Raw genomic sequence first — 18,855 nt, 5'->3', positions numbered from 1 at the left:
CGGAGGGACGATCGATGAGAAAAAGGCAATTATTGTCTTTCTGCATTTGCCTGGCAACATGTGCGCTCATGGCGGGTTGCGGCGCATCGACTCAAAGCAGTGAGACCGGGGCTCATCTTGAATTTCATGCCTCTGTGGAATCGGGGATTGTCAGGATCGAGTCGCAGGGCGAGACAGTTCTCGAAACCCGAATCAAAGGGGACTGGCTGAAAGTCGCTCCGGACGATTGGCTCGAAACCGACAGACCATTCACCTTGACAGTTGAACGTGATTCCGGAGCGGTGGAAGGCAATGTCTCCTGCGAAATCATATTCAGCGGTCACACGATTGACGAACAACAAGCCACCGGATCCGAGACATCGGCCACATGTCAGTATGACACATGGCGGGATGCGATCTACTGAGCGAAGCTCACGGTTTCGCGCTCACTTTTAAATGAGGCACCTTGCTGAGCAACGAGTAATCTTCCTCCAGTTGTGGCTGACTCGTAGCCACGGAGATACGGTGTGGAATCATCAGTATGACGGAATCCGACACCCGGCCCATCACGCCCCGTCCATGACGTCCGCGGACGGGGCGTCGGCCCGTTCCACGGCCTGCTCGACCTGCCGCGCGGTCCGCGCGATGACCGCGTCATAGCCGGTCAGCGCGGCGAAGGGCATGAACTGCGCGGCCCGGTTGCGCCGGCTCATCGGCGGATGACGGCGCGAGACGTGGTGCGGCAGACCGATGATGTCGTCATAGCGGTGCACATCCTCGAAGGGCATGGCCGTTCCTCCTGTCGTTGCCGTTGCTTCTGTTCCAGAGCATCACGTTAAGCGTCACGCGCGGTGGCCTCCGATCTGCCGGTTGCGGTCCTGCCCAGTGGCTCCCGGCTCCATATCCATCGCCTTGATGACCGCGTTCCTGCCGAATCGGCGTTTCACGTCGAGCAGCGCGCGCTGCACGCTTGCCTCCTGGGCCTCGCTTCCATGGCCGACCGGCGGGGCGGACAGTGTGCCGTCCACGTCCTCGGCGAGGCCGGAGAACAGGTCCGGCTGCTCGTAGGAGGCGCCGTCCTGCGCTTGACGAGCGTAGGCCAGGCCGTCGGCGACGACGGTGATGCGGCGCACGAGCAGGCGCGGGTCGACGATGCGGTCGCACAGCCGCGCCATCGCGTCGCGGATGGCCTGGGAGGACGAGGTGTGCCGTTCCAGCGCGATGGCGCCGGAGGCGGGTTTGGGCACGCGGCGCCCGTACCAGTCGCGGGATTCGGGTCCGTCGTAGTCGACGGCGGAGCGGGCGGCCAGCCGCCGCATCTCCGGCGAGGCGCAGGAGTCGAGCCGCGCGGGGTCGAGGCTGCCGACGTCATAGCCGATGGCGAGCGCCAGTCTGCTGGCCTTGAGTCCCTGGTCCACCAGGTCGAGGGCGAGCGAGTCGGCCATCTCCTTGACGATCAGCCTCGCGGTGGCCGCGGTGGCGGGTCCGGTGAGCACCTGGCCGGAGCTGATGGAGTGGCCTTCGGGTCGGTAGTCCTTGATGTCGGCGATCGTGCACGGCTCCCAGCCCCAGGCGTGGTCGATGAGCAGCTCGGCGTTCACGCCGAGCATCCGGTAGAGCAGATCCTCGTTGTAATGCTCTGAGTCCCGGCCCAGGGAGCAGCGGGCGACGTCGCCCATCGTCATCAGTCCCTCGTACTCGAGCCGGCGCGCGGTGCCGCGCCCGACGCGCCAGAAGTCGGTGAGCGGCCGGTGCGCCCACAGGCGTTCGCGGTAGGAGCGCTCGTCGAGCTCCGCCACCCGCACCCCGTGCTCGTCCGCCGGCTCGTGCTTGGCCAGGATGTCCATCGCCACCTTGGCCAGGTACAGGTTGGTGCCGATGCCGGCGGTGGCGACGATGCCGGTGGCGCGGTACACGTCGCGCACCATCGCGGAGGCCATCTGGCGCGGGGTCATGCCCAGGGCATTGAGGTAGCGGGTGGCGTCCACGAACACCTCGTCGATGGAGTAGACGTGAATGTCCTCGGGCGCCGCGTATCTCAGATAGGTGGCGTACACCTCGGCGCTGGCCTCCAGGTAGCGCGCCATGCGCGGCATGGCCGCGATGTACGTGGCCTTGAGCCGTGGGTCGGCGGCCAGGTCGCGCGCGTCGCAGGATTCGCCGGCGAGCCGGCGCCCCGGCGCCCTCAGGCGGCGCTCCTCGTTCACCGCCTTCATCCGTTCGACGACCTCGAACAGGCGCGCCCGGCCGCCGATGCCGTGCGCTTTGAGCGAGGGCGAGACCGCCAGGCAGATGGTTTTCTCGGTGCGGCTGGTGTCCGCGACGACGAGGTTCGTGGTCATCGGGTCCAGGCCGCGATCCACGCATTCCACCGACGCGTAGAACGACTTCAGGTCGATGGCGAGGTAGGCGCGGCCGCCCTCCTGCGCCGCTTGGTCCGGCATCGCCGTCACCTCCTGCCGCGTCAGCCGTGGCGGAGGGGACGCTCCGCCGACCCTGCCGCCAGGGCCGTGCCCCATCCTACCAGATATTCGAACATTTGTTCGAATGCCGCATGTCGCAAGCGCTCACTCGATGATCCAGCTCAGCGTCAGCAGCACGGCGAGGAACAGCACGTTCATCGCGGTGTACACCGCCAGATACCAGCCCTTGCGATCCGGATACCGGCGCGTCACGTTCTTGTAGGCCACCAGCGAGGCCATCGAGGCGATGAGCGTGCCCATGCCGCCCAGGTTGGTGCCGATGATGAGCTCGCGCCACTGGTCGCAGAAGCCGGAGAGCAGCAGCGTGGACGGCACGTTGGAGATGAGCTGGCTGGAGCCGACGGCCACCTCCAGCGGATGCGCGTCCACCAGGGAAGCGGCGAGCTCGTAGAAGGCGGGCACGCGCTTCATATTGCCGATGAAGATGAAGAACATGCAGAAGGTGAGCGGCAGACCCCAGTCCACGTGGCGGAACGCGCGGCGGTCGGTGACCAGGAAGGCCGCGACCACCACCACGCACATCGCCCACAGCGGGATGATGTCACTGACGGCCAGCAGGCACACGACGAACAACGCCGCGTACACGATGGTGCGCCAGCCGCCGTAACCGGCGCCGTAGCCGGTGATGCGGATCTCGTCCGGGCGGGGCTTGGAGGAGTCGGGGGCGAGCACGCCTGTCTCCAGGCCGGCGCCGTCCAGCGAGCGCAGCTCGTCCACGGGTTTGCGGCCGAACGCGACGAAGATGACCACGAGGAGCAGCAGCGCCGCGGTGAGCGAGTAGGGGGCCATGATGCCGATCATCTCGCCGCTGGGCATGCCGGTGAGGGCCTTGAGGTAGAGGTTGTGCGCGTTGCCGATGGGGGTGAGCATGGAGCCGACGTTCGCGGCGATGGCCATCAGCGCGCCGACGAGGACGGCCCGGTCCTCCATATCCGCCATCATGAGCACGGCGATCGCGAAGGGCACGAAGGTGACCAGTGCCACGTCGTTGGTGATGAGCATCGCGGAGAAATAGGTGAGCGCCACAAGCGTGACGACCAGCCCCCGCTCGGTGTTGACGTGGTGCAGCAGACGCGAGCCGATGATGCGGAACACGCCGATGCGCTGCAGGCCGCACACCACGAGCATAAGGCACACGAGCTGCAGGATGGTGCTGGCGTGGATGTAGTCGGCGTACTGCGCGTCCGGCGGCACGATGAAGCAGGAGACGAGCGCGAGCACCGCCGCCACGATGAGGATGGTTTCGTTCTTGGCCAGCTTGACGAGCAGTTGTCGCATCAATCCCTCCGCGGGTTGCCTTCGACGGGCACAGACAACGTCATTCTATCGGCGCGGGCGACGAGCTACGTAGTTCGCGCGGGGCGCGGGCCATTCCCCCGTCATCCCCTCCATGGCGTCCGGCGGCCGGCCGCGCGCCAGAATTCACAGCGCGTTCACCTGCCATCCAGCTTGCGCCGCGCATGGACGGCCGCCGTACCGTACCGTAGGAAGGAGGGGTCGCCATGCGGACCGGAGCGCGCCCGGCGTGACGCCGGGCGGCCGGCCGCGGCCACGGCCCCGCGATCCCCTCTCCGTCGGCCGCCCCGGCGCGGCGGACGGACGAGGACGGGCCTTCCGCGACAAGGACAAGGAGGCGGGCAGGTGCAGACCCCGGTGGGCATCCGCGGACGCATCGACCATGTGTATGCGTCGCTGCGTCCGGCCGAGCGTGCGGTGGCGCGCTTCGTGCGCGACCATCTGGACGAGACCGCCGACCTGACGGTCGGCCAGCTGGCCGACGCCTCGCATGTGAGCCAGCCGACCGTGATCCGTTTCGCCCGCAAACTGGGCTTCGGCGGGTACCGCGAGCTGCGCTATGTGCTGCGCCACCCGGAATCCGAGCACGAGGTGACCGTCGACCCGCTGGGCGGCTTCGACCTCAATCCGTGGGACGACCAGGACGATGTGCCGGCGAAGGTGGCGGCCGGGGCGACGGAGCTCATCGGCGAGCTGCGCCATGCGCTCGATCCGAGGGCCTTCCGCCGCGCCTGCGCGCTGCTGGCCGGGGCGCGCCTGGTGGACGTGTACGGCGTGGAGAACTCGCAGGTGCCGGCCGTCGACCTGTACACCAAGCTCTCCTATCTGGGCCTGGCCTGCCGGCGCAACACCGACGCCTACCTGCAGCAGATCGGCGCCGCGCATCTGACGGACCGGGACGTGGCCATCGCCTTCTCCCATTCCGGCTCGTCCGTGGACACGGTGAAGGCGCTGCGCGCGGCGAAAACCGCCGGCGCGCGCACCATCGCGGTGACGAACACGGCGGGCGCCCCGCTGGCCGCGGCCGCGGACGTCACGCTGCTCACCGGCGTGGGCTCGCATGAGATCCACGGCAACGCCATCTTCTCCCGCGTCGCCAACGTGGCCCTGGTGGACATGCTGTACATGGGCGTCATCCTGGCCGACTACGGCCGCTTCTCCACCGCCCTCGACGAATCCGGCCGCATGATCCGCGACCGCGGCCTCGAGCGCTGAGGCGGAACTACGAAACTACGGAACTACATCGCCGCCACGTAGTTACGCTTGCTGTTCACCTTCATTTCCCTGCGTCTTCCTCCCGGACGGCCCCCGGCGCCCCGCAGCGGCCCGAGGATGGATACAGGCCCGCAAGGGCGTTCCGCTCCCCCAGCCCGCACGCCACCGGCGGCGGCCCGGAGAGGCCCCACCCACCATCGATCCGCAGGACAAGCAGGACACCACATGCTCGAACTCAAGGACATCACGAAGTCGTTCGACGGCAAGCCCGTGCTGGACGGCATCTCCCTCACGCTCGGGGACGGCGAGATCATGTCGATCCTCGGGCCGTCGGGCGGCGGCAAGACCACGCTGCTCAACATCATCCTCGGCATCACCGAGCCGACCGGTGGCCGCATCCTCTTCGACGGCAGGGACATGACGGCTGTGCCGATGGAGAAACGCGGCTTCAACATCGTATTCCAGGACTACGCGCTGTTCCCCAATCTCACCGCCCGGCAGAACATCGTGTACGGGCTCAGGAACAGGGGGGTGCGAGCAGCCCCGAGGAAGTGGACGAGCTCATCGACCTGCTCGATCTGAAGGAGCATCTCGGCAAACGCATCGACGAGCTCTCCGGCGGGCAGAAGCAGCGCGTGGCCTTGGCCCGCACATTGGTCATGAAGCCGCAGCTGCTGCTCGACGAGCCGCTGGCCGCCCTCGACGGCGTCATCAAGGAGTCGATCAAGGCGAAGATCCGCCAGATCGTCGACCAGTACCATCTGACCACCGTCATGGTCACGCACGATCCGGAGGAGGCGTGCACGATGAGCGACCGCGTGCTCATCCTCGACCATGGCCGCATCGCGCAGTACGGCACGCCGGCGGACATCATCGCCCGCCCGGCCGATGACTTCGTCAGGGCGTTCATCCTGCGCCAGCTGGAGGTCAAGCGCGGCAACATCCGCACGCTGTTCGCCGACGGCGCGGACGGGCGGGCGGCCGGCACGGGCAGGGCGGCGTGACATGAGCTTCGAAAGCATCCAGGCGCGCAAGCAGCTCGGGAACATCCGGCCCACGGTCGTCAACTATGTGCGCCGGCCGGCCAAACCGCGCGAAACCGAGCTCAAGGCCATCGCCATCGCCGTGGCCGCGTTCTTCGCGCTGTTCCTCCTCCTGCCGCTGGTCCTCGCGCTCACCGGCTCCTTCCAAGCCACCGACGGCTCGGTCACGGCGGCCAACTACCTGGCGGTGTTCGCCGAACCGGGGTTCCTCACCGCCGTGGGCAACAGCGTCAAGGTCTCGGCGGCGAGCGCCGCCGTCGCCGTCGCCCTGGCCTTCCTGCTGGCGTACACGGTCAACTGCACCGACGCGCCGCGCGGCCTGCGCACGGCGATCCGGCTGCTCGCGCAGGTGCCGATGCTGCTGCCGACCATCACCTACGGCTTCGCGATCATCTACTCGCTGGGCCGCCAGGGCTTGATCACGCGGCTGCTCGGCGGGCATCAGCCGATCGACATCTACGGGTTCAACGGGCTGCTCATCGGCTACGTGGTGTACACGATGCCCACCTGCTTCCTGCTGCTGGACAACGGCTTCCGCTTCCTCGACCGCCGCTTCATCATCGTCTCGCATGTGATGGGCGACCGGCCGGCCGTCTCCTTCCTGCACACCGTCGTGCGCCCGCTGGCCGGCGTCATCGGCGTGGCCTTCGTACAGAGCTTCTTCCTGAGCTTCACCGACTACGGCATCCCCACCTCGGTGGGCGGCACGTACGACACGCTGGCGATGGCCCTGTTCGGCCAGATGCTCGGCAGCATGCCCGATTTCAACCGCGGAGCGGTCATCGCGATGGTCATGCTGGCGCCGAGCCTGCTGAGCATCGCGCTGTTCGCCGTGCTCAACCGCCTCACTGTCCGCACCGACCATGTGTCGCGCGTCGCGCTGCCGCGCGGACGGCGGCGCGACGCGCTGTGCGCTGCGGGGTCGCTGCTGGTGCTCGCGGCCGTGCTCTCGCTGTTCGTGGTGATCCTGGTCGTGCCGTTCGTCACGATGTGGCCGTTCCTGCCCGCGCCCACGCTGGCTCATGTGGCCGACGTGTTCGCCGACCCGAGTCTTATGCAGGTGCTCGCCAACTCCCTGCTCGTGGCGGCGCTGACCGCGCTGCTCGGCACCGTCGTCGCCTACGGGGCGCCCCTGGCCACGGCGCGCAGCCATCTGCCCCGCTGGGTCGCCGCGCCGATCGACGCGCTCGGCAGCGTCATCAACACCGTCCCCAGCATGGTGCTCGGCATCGGCTTCCTCTTCGCCTTCACCGGCAGTCCGCTGCAGAACACCGTCGCCATCCTGGTGGTGTGCAACGTGGTCCACTACTTCGCCACGCCCTACCAGATGATGCGCGACACGCTGGGCCGCATGAACGGCTCCTACGAGACGACCGCCCGCCTCATGGGCGACACCTGGCTCAAGACGCTGAGGCGCGTCATCACACCGAACGCGGCGCCCGCCCTGCTGCAGGTGTTCGGCTACTACTTCGTCAACGCGATGGTGACGATCTCCGCCGTGGTGTTCCTGACCGGGGCCACCACGCAGGTGCTCACCACGCAGATCTCCGCGCTGCAGCATCTGACGAAGTTCGACTCCGTCTTCGTGCTCAGCCTGTTCATCCTCGTCGCCAACCTGGCGGTCAAGAGTCTGGTCGCCCTCGGCACTGCACTGATGGCGCGCCGCCGCGCGCGGCTCGCCGTCTCCAAGGCCGCCTGAGCAGGCCCTCCCCCGCCCGCACACCATCGATCGCACATACCCACCCCAACCCACGGAAAGGACCATCATGACCTCCACGCACCGTCTGCTCACCCGTCTCGGCGCCATCGCCGCCGTCGCCGCGCTCGGCCTGTCCACGGCGGCCTGCGGCGCGAACGCCGCCGCCACCGCCACCGGGGCGCGATCCCAGGGCAAGGTCGTCATCTACACGAACGCCGACGACGAGGCCGTCACCGCCTTCAAGCACGCGCTCGACAACAGCGGCTTCGCCGGCAAGTACGTGATGCAGGGCTTCGGCACCTCCGAGCTCGGCGGCAAGCTGCTCGCCGAGGGCACTGGCATCGAGGCGGACCTCATCACGATGAGCTCGTACTACGTCGACTCCGTCCAGACCAAGCACCACATGTTCGCCACGCTCACCGACGTCAAATCCAAGCCCCTGGACGCCTCCACGCCGGACTACCGCCGCCCCACCACCAGCCAGGAGGGCGCCATCTTCACCAACACCGAGGCGCTCAAAGCCGCGGGGCTGCAGGCGCCGACCAGCGTCAAGGACCTGGCCGACCCGCAGTACCAGGGCCAGATCGCCTTCCCGGACATGGAGGGCTCATCCACCGGCTGGCTCATGGTGCAGGACATCATCGGCGCCTACGGCGAGGGCGCGGAGGGCCAACGCATCCTGACCGACTTCTTCCGCAACGCCGGCCCGCACGCCGAACAGTCCGACGCCGCGCCGCTCAAGGACGTGCGCTCCGGCGAGACGGCCATCGGCTTCGGTCTGCGCCACCAGGCCGCGGCCGACAAGGCCAAGGGCCTGCCCATCGACTTCGTCGACCCGTCCGAGGGCAACTACTCGCTGACCGAGTCCGTCGCCGTCATCGACAAGGGCGCCACGACCAAGCCCGACGCGCAGAAGATGGCCGCCGCCATCATCGATCAGGGCCGCGCCGAGCTCATCAAGACCTACCCGAACCCGCTGTACGAGGGCGAGCAGGAACCCGCGAACCACTCCGCCCACCCGAAGACCTTCGGCCAGCCGCTGACCGCCGATCTGCTCCAGCAGCACCTGAAGTTCTCCGAAGCCGCCAAGCGGGCCTCGCGCGCCTGAGCCACAACGGCGCACGGCGACAACAAAACTACGCGGACGTCCGTCATCCGACACGCCCGCCCGGATGCCGCGTCCACCGCGGATCGCCTGCCGTCCGGCCCGGCGGCAGGCGACCCATTTGACCAACCAACTACGTAGTGGCAATCGTCACTTATGCACTGACCTTAGAATCGACCGCACCCGCCACCCCATCCCAGGAAGGAACCCCATGAACGAGTACAAGCTGCTCACCCCGGCCCGCTGACCACCACCCGCACCGTCAAGGAGAAGATGCTCTTCGACCACTGCACGTGGGACGACGACTACAAGGCCATCACCCAAGACATCCGCCGCCGGCTCGTCAAACTCGCGCAGTGCTCGCCGAGCACGTACACGGCCGTGCTCATGCAGGGATCCGGCACCTTCGGCGTGGAAAGCGTGCTCACCTCCGTGGTCGGGCCGGGCGAGAAGGTACTGCTGTGCACCAACGGCGCCTACGGCGACCGCCAGGTGGAGATCTGCCGGCATGCGGGCGTGGCCTGGCGCCAGTACGCCGAGCCGTACGACACGATCCCCTCCGCCGCGAAGGTCGAGGCGATTCTGGACGAGGACCCGTCGATCACGCATGTGTCGATGATCCACTCGGAGACCACCTCCGGCCTGCTCAACGACATCGAAGCGGTGGCGCGCGTGGCCAAGGCGCACGGCAAAACCTTCATGGTGGACGCGATGAGCTCCTTCGGCGGCGTGGACATCCCGGTCGAGGACTGGGGCATCGACTTCCTCGTCTCCTCCGCCAACAAGTGCATCCAGGGCGTGCCGGGCTTCAGCTTCATCATCGCGAACACGGCGGCGTTGAAGGCCTCGAAGGGCAAGGCCCGCAGTCTCTCCCTCGACCTGTACGACCAGTGGCGCGGCCTGGAGGACGGCGACGGCAAGTGGCGCTACACCTCGCCCACGCATGTGGTGCTCGCCTTCCACAAGGCGCTGGAGGAGATGGAGGCCCAGGGCGGTCTTGCGGCCCGCTCCGGCCGCTACGCGCTCAACAACCGGCTGCTCATCGCGCGCATGGGGACGCTCGGCTTCTCCACGTTCCTCAAGGACCATCAGGGACCGATCATCACGACCTTCCTGTACCCGGACGGCACGGATTTCGACTTCGCGGACCTGTACGCGTTCATCAAGGAGCGCGGCTACGCGATCTACCCGGGCAAGCTCACCGACGAGGAGACCTTCCGCCTGGGCAACATCGGCGAGATCTACGTGGACGACATCGTGCGCGTCACCGAGCTGTTCGCGCTGTACATGGCCGAGCGCGGGCTGCTGGAGCCGGCCTGCGGCACCGCGGACGTCGCCGAGGCCATCCGGCGCATGGACGAGGCGGGGACCGCCGTGCTGGCGGGCGCGCCCGCTGGCGTGCGGCTCCACGCCTGACCGGCCGACGGCACCACCCACGCGATCCGCACCACCCACATATCATCCCTATAGGAAAGGACCACCATCATGACCATCGCCATCCCCGGCTTCGACGCCGTCATCTTCGACTGGGCCGGCACCACCATCGACTACGGCTGCTTCGCGCCCGTGCGCGCACTGCTGGAGGCGTTCTCCGACTGCGGCGTCGAGGCGACCGTCGAGGAGGCACGCCAGCCGATGGGCCTGCTCAAGCACAACCACATCGAGGCGATGCTCCATATGGAGCGCATCGCCGGCGCCTGGGCCGCCACGCACGGCGGCGCGGCGCCGACCGCCGCATCCGTGGACGAGGTCTACCGTCGCTTCGAACCGCAGCTCATCGACATGCTGCCCCGGTACGCCACGCCGAAGCCCGGTGTGACCGACGCCGTGGCCGAGCTGCGCGCCGCGGGCCTCAAGATCGGCTCCACCACCGGCTACACGGACACGATGATGGCGATCGTCGCCCCGCAGGCCGCGTCGGAAGGCTACCGGCCCGACTTCATGATCACGCCCGACGGCGTGGACGGCCACGGCCGCCCCGCACCGTACATGATCTTCGCGAACATGCGGGCGCTGGGGCTCACGGACGTGCGCCGCGTCGTCAAGGTGGGCGACACGGTCTCCGACATCAAGGAGGGGAAGCACGCCGGCTGCTACACCATCGGCGTCACGGAGGGCAGCTCGCTCATGGGCCTGGGCATCGCCGAGTTCAAGGCGCTGGACGAGGCCGGCAAGGCCGCCGCACGCCGCCGCACGCGCGACGCCTTCGCCGAGGCCGGCGCCGACGCGGTCATCGACACGATGGCCGAGCTGCCGGCCCTGCTGGCCCGGCTGGTCTGACCGCGGTCGGATCCTCCGACACGCCCGGAGCGGAGGATCCGACCACACTGCCCGCCCACGCTTGCCCCGGCCCGATCCCGCCAATACGGTCGATGGCATGACCGGATCGCAAGACGTCGCCGCAATGCTGGACACCGCGCAGGCACAGCGCCGGTGCGCCTACGGGACCACGCCCGTTGTCCGCCGCGCGCTGCAACGGCAAGCCGCACGCGGCATACTGGCTCGCCCATACCGCAATATCTATGCCCGCGCCGCCTATTGGGACACGCTCAACGCCAAAGACCGGTCCAATCATGTGGCCCGCGCACTGGCGCAGCTCCACCCCTCATGGGTGTTCGCCGGACTGACCGCCGCCACGCTCTACGGATTCGATCACGCCTATGCCCTGCACCGAGGCAATGCGATCCTCATCGCCAGCGCCTTCGGCGCCAGGGCGCATGACCACCCCGGGCTCGTGCGCATCCGCATGCGGGATATCCCCGCGGTACGGCTCGACGGCGTCACCGTGACTGCCCCGGAACGGACGCTGCTTGACTGTGGGTTGCGCCACCGGTTCCATGAGGCGCTGCCCATCTTCGACTCCGCCGCCAGGCAGGGCGTCGATGTCACCGCCGCACTCGCACTCTGCCGCCGGCTCCGCATCGACAGCACCGCCATCGCCCTGCTGGTCTCCTATACCGACCCGCTGAGCGAGAACGGCGGCGAGTCGTGGGCGCGCGCCGTGATGATCGAACGCGGCTTCATCGCGCCGAAACTGCAATACCCGTTCGTCAACCCCGACAAACCGTCCGGCTCATACCGCGCCGATTTCGCCTGGCTGCTGCCGGGCGGGCGGATCGTCGTGGGCGAATACGACGGCATGGGCAAGTACATCGCCACACCTTCCCGATCGTCCATCCAGGCCGCGGTCCATGCGGAGCGCCGCCGCGAAGACCACCTGCGCAGCCAGGGAGTGGACGCCATCGTCCGTTTCGAGTTCGAAGACATCAGTCACCCTGACCGCTTGGAACGCAAACTGCTCGGCGCCGACATCCCCAAACGCCGATGACGCCGGAACTCTCCCCCGACTGTCGCATCCGTTTCCGCGGGGTCAACGGATGCGACACCGGACCGGGGTATGACGTCGCATCCGTTTACGGCCAGTAAACACTTGCGACGTTTTCGGCCGCCGAAGTGTCGCATGTGTTTACCGACCATCACCGCACGAGTCCGCCGGGCGGCCGTGCGCGGTAGACTGGACCGTTATGGCCGGGATGATCAAGAAGGAAGACATCGAGAAGGTGCGCGCCGCCGCGGACCTGTACGACATCGTGTCCGCCACGGTGACGCTCAAGCCTTCCGGCACCGGCACCTACGTGGGCCTGTGCCCGTTCCACGACGAGAAGACCGGCAGCTTCAACGTGCGCCCCGCCCTGGGCGTCTGGCACTGCTTCGGCTGCGGCCTGGGCGGCGACGTGTTCAAATACGTGGAGCAGGCCGAGAACATCGACTTCCGCGAGGCCGTGGAACTGCTCGCCGACCGCTACCACATCGAGCTGCACTACGAGGATGCCGGACGCGCCGGACGCCCGGAGCACAGCGGTTCCAAACGGGCCCGTCTCTTGGAGGCGAACGAGGAGGCGCAGCGCTTCTTCACCGGCAACATCATGAGCAAGGAGGCGCTCGCCGCACGCAAACTGCTGGGCGGGCGCAACTTCAGCCAGGCCGACTGCGAGCGCTTCGGCTGCGGGTACGCGCCGCAGGGCTGGGACAATCTGGTGCGCCACCTCGCCGCGAAGGGCTTCACGCAGCAGGAAATGCTCGACGCCGGCCTCGCCCGCCAAGGGCGCAACGGCGTCTACGACTATTTCCGCGGCCGCGTGACCTGGCCGATCCGCGATTCGACCGGCCGCACGCTCGGTTTCGGCGCGCGCAAGCTGTACGAGGACGACCAAATCGCCGCCAAGTACATCAACACCCCGGACACGGCCCTGTACCGCAAGACGCAGGTGCTGTACGGCATCGACCTGGCCAAGCAGGCGATCGTACGCAAGCGCCAGTGCGTGATCGTGGAGGGCTACACCGACGTGATGGCCATGCACCTGGCCGGCGTGGACACGGCCATCGCCACCTGCGGCACCGCCTTCGGCGCGGAGCATGCGAAGATCGTGCGCCGCCTCATCGCCGACGATTCGCTGGGCGCGGTGCAGCTGGTCGGACCGCTCAAGGTGCCGGGGCAGCCGCTGAGCTCGCGGATCGTATTCACCTTCGACGGGGACGCGGCCGGACAGAAGGCCGCGCTGCACGCCTTCGGCCTCGACTCCGCGTTCCTCTCCCAGACCTTCGTGGCCGTGGCCGACGACAACCTGGACCCCTGCGACCTGAGGATCGAGCGCGGCGACCAGGCGGTGGCCTCGCTGGTGGAGCACGCCAAGCCGCTGTACGACTTCGTGATCGACACGGCGATCGACCGCTTCGACACCACGCTGGCCACCGGGCAGATGGGGGCGGTGAAGGCGGTCGCGCCGCTGATCGCGCAGATCCGCGACCGCTCGCTGCTGGACCTGTACACGCGCAAAGCCACCCGCCAGGTCGGCGTCGACCTGGACATCATGCGCCGCGAGGTCAACACGGCCCGCCGCCAGCTGCAGGTGCGCGACGCGGACGCCTACGCCCCCAGGCGGCGTGCCGCGGCGGGCGCCGGGCCGCTGCGCGTGGAGCCGGGGGGCAACCCGTATGCCGATCCGGCGGCGCGCAAGGCGTTGGAGCGCGCCGATGCGCAGCGTCAGACGTACCATCGCGTGGATGACACCGTGTTCATGACCGAGCAGCAGTTCATGGCCGTGCTCATCCAAATCCCCCGCGCGATCGACCGCGGATGGTTCGCCCGGCTGACGCTCGGGGACTTCATGACCCCGGTGTTCCGCACGCTGTTCCAGGCGATCGCGGCGGCCGGCGGCCTGCCCGCCGACGCCACGCCGCAGGGGCTGTGGATGCACAACCTGACCAAGGCGGGCGGTCCCGTGCTGGAATCCACGATCAACGAGCTGGCGGTGATGCCGCTGCCGCTGCCGGCCGACGACTCCGGCGCCGCCGGCGCGCAGGGCCCGGACGCCGCCAATCCGTCCGCGCAGCCGCTGCGCCCGGCCACCGCGGCCGAACGCCAGTACGCGATGGAACTGCTGGCCAAGCTGCTCGACACCGGGCTCATGCGCCGCATCGGCGCGATGCGGCTGAAGATGGCGCGCATGCCCGACGGCGAGGAGAAGTTCAACCTGCTCGGCCAGGTGACGCGCATGGAGACGGACCGCAAGAACATCCAGGCGGCCGCCTACGGCAACAACGCCATCGCCTGACGGCCCCGGCATGGTCCGTCAGCACAGGATCGAATGGAGCGCCAGCGCCGAGGAGTCCGTCAGCGACGCCACCTGGTCGATGGCCACGCGCAGGCGCGCGCCGTCGTCCGCGGCCGTCTGCCAGTCGTCGAGGAACTGCGGGTCCAGCGCCTCCGACGCGCGTGGCGCGTCCGCCATAAGCACCTCGACCAGGTCGGTCACGATGGTCATCTCCTGGCGGTGCAACGGCTCGCGCTCCCGGGGCGCCATCACGAAATGCACGGCCAGCCCTTTGAGCGCCACGATCTCGTAGGCGGTCTCCTCCGGCACCACCACGCTCGCCGTGTACCGGGTCAGCGGACCGGGCCCGTACGCGTCGCGCGTCGCGCGTTCCACGGATCCGGCGAACCGGCCGATGAGCGCGGAGGTCATGTTCTTCAACCGGGCCAGCGCCCGCCGCGAACCGTCGAAGCCGTCCGGCAGCAGCCCGGCGCGCCGCAACCGGCCCAACGCCTCGACCAGCCGCGCCGCGTCCCACCGCGCGCCGTACCAGGCGCGGGTCTGCTCCGCGGTCTCGTCGATCACGGCGCCGTCGGCCAGCGCCGCCGGCTCGAGCGTGCCGGTGGCCACCGCGTCCTCCACATCGTGCACCGAGTAGGCGATGTCGTCGGCCAGGTCCATGACCTGGCATTCCATCGGCCGGACGGTCGGGTCGGCCCGCCCCGCCTTGAGCCAGCGGAACACCGGCTCGTCGTCCGGGTACACGCAGAATTTGGCGCTGCGCTCCCCCTTCGGGTGGGCGGCGGCCTCGGCCAGCGTCCACGGGTATTTGACGGCCGCGTCGAGCGCCGCCCGGGTCAGGTTCACGCCGGCGGACCGGCCGTCCGCGAACAGGACCTTCGGCTCCAGGCGCGTCAGGATGCGCAGTGTCTGCGCGTTGCCTTCGAATCCGCCGATGTCTTCCGCGATGGCCGCCAGCGCCCGCTCGCCGTTGTGGCCGAAGGGCGGGTGGCCCAGGTCGTGGGCCAGGCAGGCGCAGTCCACCACATCGGGGTCGCAGCCGAGCATCGCGCCGATCTGGCGGCCGATCTGCGCCACCTCCAGCGTGTGGGTCAGCCGGGTGCGGGCGAAGTCGTCGGTGCCGGCGACGAGGATCTGGCTTTTCGCCCCCAGCCGGCGCAGCGCCGAGGAGTGGATGAGCCGGGCCCGGTCCCGTTCGAAGGCCGTGCGGGACGGGGATTTCGGCGGCTCGTTCGCCCATCGTTCCTCGTCGGCGGCGGTGTAGCCCTCGCCGGAGAGCACCGCCTCCCCATCACGCGTGGTGGTCATAACGCATACTGTAGCCCGGCGCCTACAGCAGCGAGGCGGGGTCGAGCAGCGCCCGGTCGGCCTCGGGCAGCACGTCGGCGTGCTCGTACAGGCGCGGGATGCGGTTGCGCAGGCAGGTGAACACCTCGTAGCTGATGGTGTCGGCGGCGCGCGCCCAGTCGTCGGCGGTGGGTTCGGCGAACATCTCGCCGCGGCCCGGGCCGAACAGCTCCACGGTGTCGCCCTCGTGCACGTCCAGCTCGGCGGCGGAGCCGTGCAGGTCGATGATGAACTGGTCCATGCACACGCGGCCGGAGACGCGGTACAGCCGCGGCCCGCGGGCGGTCATCACGCGCACCGGGCCGCCGAGCTTCTCCACATGCTTGGCGCCGGCCATGTCGAAGCCGGAGGCGGAGCGGTGGATGCCGTCCGCGTAACCGAGCGGCACGATGGCGGTGGAGGTGGAGTCGGGGGTCAGGTAGGTGCGCCCGTAGGAGATGCCGTGGCCGGCCTCCACGTCCTTGACGGTGCCGAGCTGGGCCTGCAGCGTCATCGCCGGCCGCAGCTTGTAGTCCCCGGGCGTGCCCATCGCCGGGTCTGGCTCGTAGCCGTACAGGCCCACGCCGGGGCGCACGAGCTCGAAGTGGATCTCCGGGCGGTCCAGCGTGGCGGCCGTGTTGGCCAGGTGTCGGATGCGCGGGGGGATGCCGGCGGCCCGCATGCGGCGGGTGAAGTCGTGGAAGGCCTCGATCTGGCGGTCGGTGGAGGCGACGAATTCGGGCACGTCGGGACTGTCGGCCACCGCGAGGTGGCTCCACTGGCCGACGATGTCGAACACGCCCTCGTGCGCCAGCGGCGCCAGCTTGGCGAGCGCCTGGTCGAAGGCGGCGGGAGTGAAGCCGTTGCGGCCGAATCCGGTGTCGCATTTGACGTGCACGCGCGCGGGGCGGCCGACGCGCCGCGCGGCCGCGGCGAGCGCGTCGATGCCGTCGAGCGAGCCGACGGACACGTCGATGTCGGCCTCGATGAGCTCGTCGAAGGGCGCGGCGGCGCCGTTGTACACCCAGGTGAGGATGCGGGCCCGGTCGGGGCCGATGCCCAGCCGGCGCAGCAGCAGCGCCTCGTGGCTCTGCGCGGTGCCCAGCCAGGTGGCGCCGCCGGCCAGCGCGGCCAACGCGGCCGGCAGCAAGCCGTGGCCGTAGGCGTCGGCCTTGACGACGCCCATCACCGCGGCGCCGTCGCCGGCCACGGACACCAGATGGCGCATGTTGTCGCGCAGGGTCTTGAGGTCGACGATGGCTTGGGCCGGGTAACGGCGGCAGGCGGCCGCGTAGTTGGCGGGGCCGTCCGGCTGGGTGAATGCGATCGCGGGTGCTGCGTTCAAGGTCATGGTCCCCATTGTGGCGCGTCCATATGACGTGGCGGGAACGATTCACATAGTGGGACACGGGGGTGGGCACGACACGCCCGTTGTCCCCGGTGCGGCCGTACACTCGTCATCCATCGGGGGCGCCGGACCATGAGGCCGGACGACCCCGCATTCAGATTCCCGGCGTTGAGGCGTGTCCGGGATCCCGGAAATCCGTCCGGTTCGTCCATGATCAACAGGTGTGGGGGCGTGCCGTGGCGGAGCCGCGGCAGGTCCGTCGCACCGTATGCGTGTGAAGAGAGAACCTTATGGATCTGTTTCGCAAGAAAACGGTGGGCCAGATGGTCGCCGAATCCACCCCGCTCAAGCGCACGATGCGCACCGTCGACCTAACGTTGCTCGGCATCGGCGCGATCGTGGGCACCGGCATCTTCGTGCTCACCGGCAAGGGGGCGCTCACGGCTGGGCCGGCGCTGTCGGTGTCGTTCCTGCTGGCGGCCGTCTGCTGCGGCTTCGCGGGCCTGTGCTACGCGGAGTTCGCGTCGATGGCCCCCGTCTCCGGCTCCGCCTACTCGTACGCGTATCTGGCGTTCGGCGAGCTCATCGCGTTCATCATCGGCTGGGACCTCATCCTCGAGTACGCGCTGCAGGCGGCCACCGTGTCGGCCGGCTGGGCGGGCTACTTCAACAAGTTCCTGGAGACCTTCGGCCTGCATCTGCCGGTGGAGCTCACGGCCGCCTACGGCACCACGCCGGGCGTGACCACGTATTTCAACCTGCCGGGCTTCGTGATCGTGCTGCTCATCACCTGGGTGCTGTCGATCGGCATCAACCAGACCAAGCGCACCAACGACATCATGGTCATCATCAAGCTGGCGATCATCGTGCTGTTCATCGTGTGCACGGTGTGGTTCGTCAATCCGGCCAACTGGAAGCCCTTCTCCCCCTACGGCCTGTACACCTTCCAGCCCGGTTCCACGCAGCCGTACGGCATCGTGCCGGCCGCCTCGATCGTGTTCTTCAGCTTCATCGGCTTCGACGCGGTCTCCTCCTCCGCCGAGGAGACGATCGAGCCGAACAAGACGCTGCCGCGCGGCATCCTGCTGTCGCTGGCCATCTCCACGGTGCTGTACATCGCGATGACGCTCATCATGACCGGCATCGTCCCGTACCCGGACTTCGCGAACTTCGTGGACGCCCCGGTGGCCGGTGTGATCCTGGCCACCGGCATGAACTGGCTGGCGGTGATCGTGAACCTGGGCGCGCTCGTGGGCATGACCACGGTGATGCTCGTGCAGCTGTACGGCCAGAGCCGCATCTGCTACGCGATGAGCCGCGACGGCCTGTTCCCCAAGTTCTTCGGCGAGGTGCACCCCAAGTACCGCACGCCGTTCAAGGGCACCTGGTTCTTCGGCCTGCTCACCGCGTTCGCCGGCGGCTTCATCAACATCAACGTGTTGTTCGAGCTGGTGAACATCGGCACGCTCACCGCGTTCATCATCGTCTCGGCCGGCGTGCTGTGGATGCGGCACACGCAGCCGGACGCGCACCGCGGCTTCCGCGCGCCGGGCGTGCCGGTGACGCCGGTGCTGGCGATTGTCTTCTGCCTGGTGCTCATCGCCGGGCTTAACTGGGAGACCTGGGTGCGCTTCGCGGTGTGGTTCGCCCTGGGTCTGGCCGTCTACTTCCTCTACGCGCGCAAGCGCTCCAAGCTCGGGCAGGCGGCCGCCGAAGGCTGACCGGCCGTCCGACTGCTTCATATAC

The 18,855-nt window shown here is 68.6% G+C and carries 14 protein-coding genes and 1 pseudogene; 10 read left to right on the top strand and 5 right to left on the bottom strand.

What is annotated here, in order from left to right:
• Nucleotides 1-14 precede the first annotated feature (14 nt).
• Nucleotides 15-404: a hypothetical protein gene (locus tag H7U32_RS00345; protein WP_204467036.1), complete on the top strand. Its 390-nt coding sequence runs from the start codon at nt 15-17 to the stop codon at nt 402-404.
• A 141-nt stretch (nt 405-545) separates the two neighbouring features.
• Here the strand turns inward: H7U32_RS00345 and H7U32_RS00340 are convergent, their stop codons facing one another.
• From H7U32_RS00340 to H7U32_RS00330, 3 genes are all read right to left on the bottom strand, one after another.
• Entirely contained in the window at nt 546-767 is a 222-nt protein-coding gene (locus tag H7U32_RS00340) for a hypothetical protein (RefSeq protein WP_204467034.1), read from the bottom strand.
• A 54-nt stretch (nt 768-821) separates the two neighbouring features.
• Nucleotides 822-2,423 (bottom strand): Y-family DNA polymerase, encoded by a 1,602-nt coding sequence (locus H7U32_RS00335; RefSeq protein ID WP_204467033.1) that lies wholly within the window; start codon nt 2,421-2,423, stop codon nt 822-824.
• Nucleotides 2,424-2,546: 123 nt separating this feature from the next.
• A complete protein-coding gene (locus tag H7U32_RS00330; RefSeq protein WP_204467031.1) occupies nt 2,547-3,740 on the bottom strand; it encodes an SLC13 family permease in 1,194 nt (397 codons plus the stop codon).
• 363 nt (nt 3,741-4,103) lie between these two features.
• Here H7U32_RS00330 and H7U32_RS00325 point away from each other — a divergent pair, with 363 nt between their 5' ends.
• The 8 genes and pseudogenes from H7U32_RS00325 (at nt 4,104) to dnaG (ending at nt 14,435) form a co-directional block, all read left to right on the top strand.
• A complete protein-coding gene (locus H7U32_RS00325; protein ID WP_204467029.1) occupies nt 4,104-4,973 on the top strand; it encodes a MurR/RpiR family transcriptional regulator in 870 nt (289 codons plus the stop codon).
• Between the two features lie 117 nt (nt 4,974-5,090).
• Nucleotides 5,091-5,977 (top strand): annotated as a pseudogene (locus H7U32_RS12550) (ABC transporter ATP-binding protein).
• 1 nt (nt 5,978) lies between these two features.
• Nucleotides 5,979-7,715: an ABC transporter permease subunit gene (locus tag H7U32_RS00315; protein ID WP_204467028.1), complete on the top strand. Its 1,737-nt coding sequence runs from the start codon at nt 5,979-5,981 to the stop codon at nt 7,713-7,715.
• A gap of 67 nt (nt 7,716-7,782) precedes the next feature.
• Nucleotides 7,783-8,823, top strand: coding sequence for an ABC transporter substrate-binding protein (locus tag H7U32_RS00310; RefSeq protein WP_204467026.1), 1,041 nt, complete (start codon nt 7,783-7,785; stop codon nt 8,821-8,823).
• A 240-nt stretch (nt 8,824-9,063) separates the two neighbouring features.
• Nucleotides 9,064-10,236 carry a 2-aminoethylphosphonate--pyruvate transaminase gene (gene phnW, locus H7U32_RS00305; protein ID WP_275051208.1) on the top strand — a complete coding sequence of 391 codons (1,173 nt, stop codon included), beginning with the start codon at nt 9,064-9,066 and terminating at the stop codon, nt 10,234-10,236.
• Between the two features lie 69 nt (nt 10,237-10,305).
• Nucleotides 10,306-11,100 (top strand): phosphonoacetaldehyde hydrolase, encoded by a 795-nt coding sequence (gene phnX / locus H7U32_RS00300; RefSeq protein WP_204467024.1) that lies wholly within the window; start codon nt 10,306-10,308, stop codon nt 11,098-11,100.
• Between the two features lie 97 nt (nt 11,101-11,197).
• On the top strand, nt 11,198-12,148 hold the full coding sequence (locus tag H7U32_RS00295) for a hypothetical protein (protein ID WP_204467023.1): 951 nt from the start codon (nt 11,198-11,200) through the stop codon (nt 12,146-12,148).
• Nucleotides 12,149-12,344: 196 nt separating this feature from the next.
• Nucleotides 12,345-14,435 (top strand): DNA primase, encoded by a 2,091-nt coding sequence (gene dnaG / locus H7U32_RS00290; protein WP_204467021.1) that lies wholly within the window; start codon nt 12,345-12,347, stop codon nt 14,433-14,435.
• A gap of 18 nt (nt 14,436-14,453) precedes the next feature.
• On the opposite strand, the gene H7U32_RS00285 is transcribed toward dnaG, so the two are convergent.
• Complete coding sequence (locus H7U32_RS00285) at nt 14,454-15,743, bottom strand: deoxyguanosinetriphosphate triphosphohydrolase (RefSeq protein ID WP_204467020.1); 1,290 nt, start codon at nt 15,741-15,743, stop codon at nt 14,454-14,456.
• A gap of 22 nt (nt 15,744-15,765) precedes the next feature.
• A complete protein-coding gene (gene alr, locus H7U32_RS00280) occupies nt 15,766-17,112 on the bottom strand; it encodes an alanine racemase (RefSeq protein ID WP_204467018.1) in 1,347 nt (448 codons plus the stop codon).
• Nucleotides 17,113-17,399: 287 nt separating this feature from the next.
• Between alr and H7U32_RS00275 the strand changes: the two genes are divergently transcribed.
• The gene (locus H7U32_RS00275; RefSeq protein ID WP_204467016.1) at nt 17,400-18,830 is read left to right on the top strand and encodes an amino acid permease; all 1,431 of its coding nucleotides are present in this window, start codon (nt 17,400-17,402) and stop codon (nt 18,828-18,830) included.
• Nucleotides 18,831-18,855: the final 25 nt, after the last annotated feature.

It is taken from the genome of Bifidobacterium pullorum subsp. saeculare, assembly GCF_016899725.1.
Classification (GTDB): Bacteria; Actinomycetota; Actinomycetes; order Actinomycetales; family Bifidobacteriaceae; genus Bifidobacterium; species Bifidobacterium pullorum_C.
Note: the sequence above shows the minus strand (reverse complement) of the source record. Positions and strands in the feature narration are given on the sequence as shown.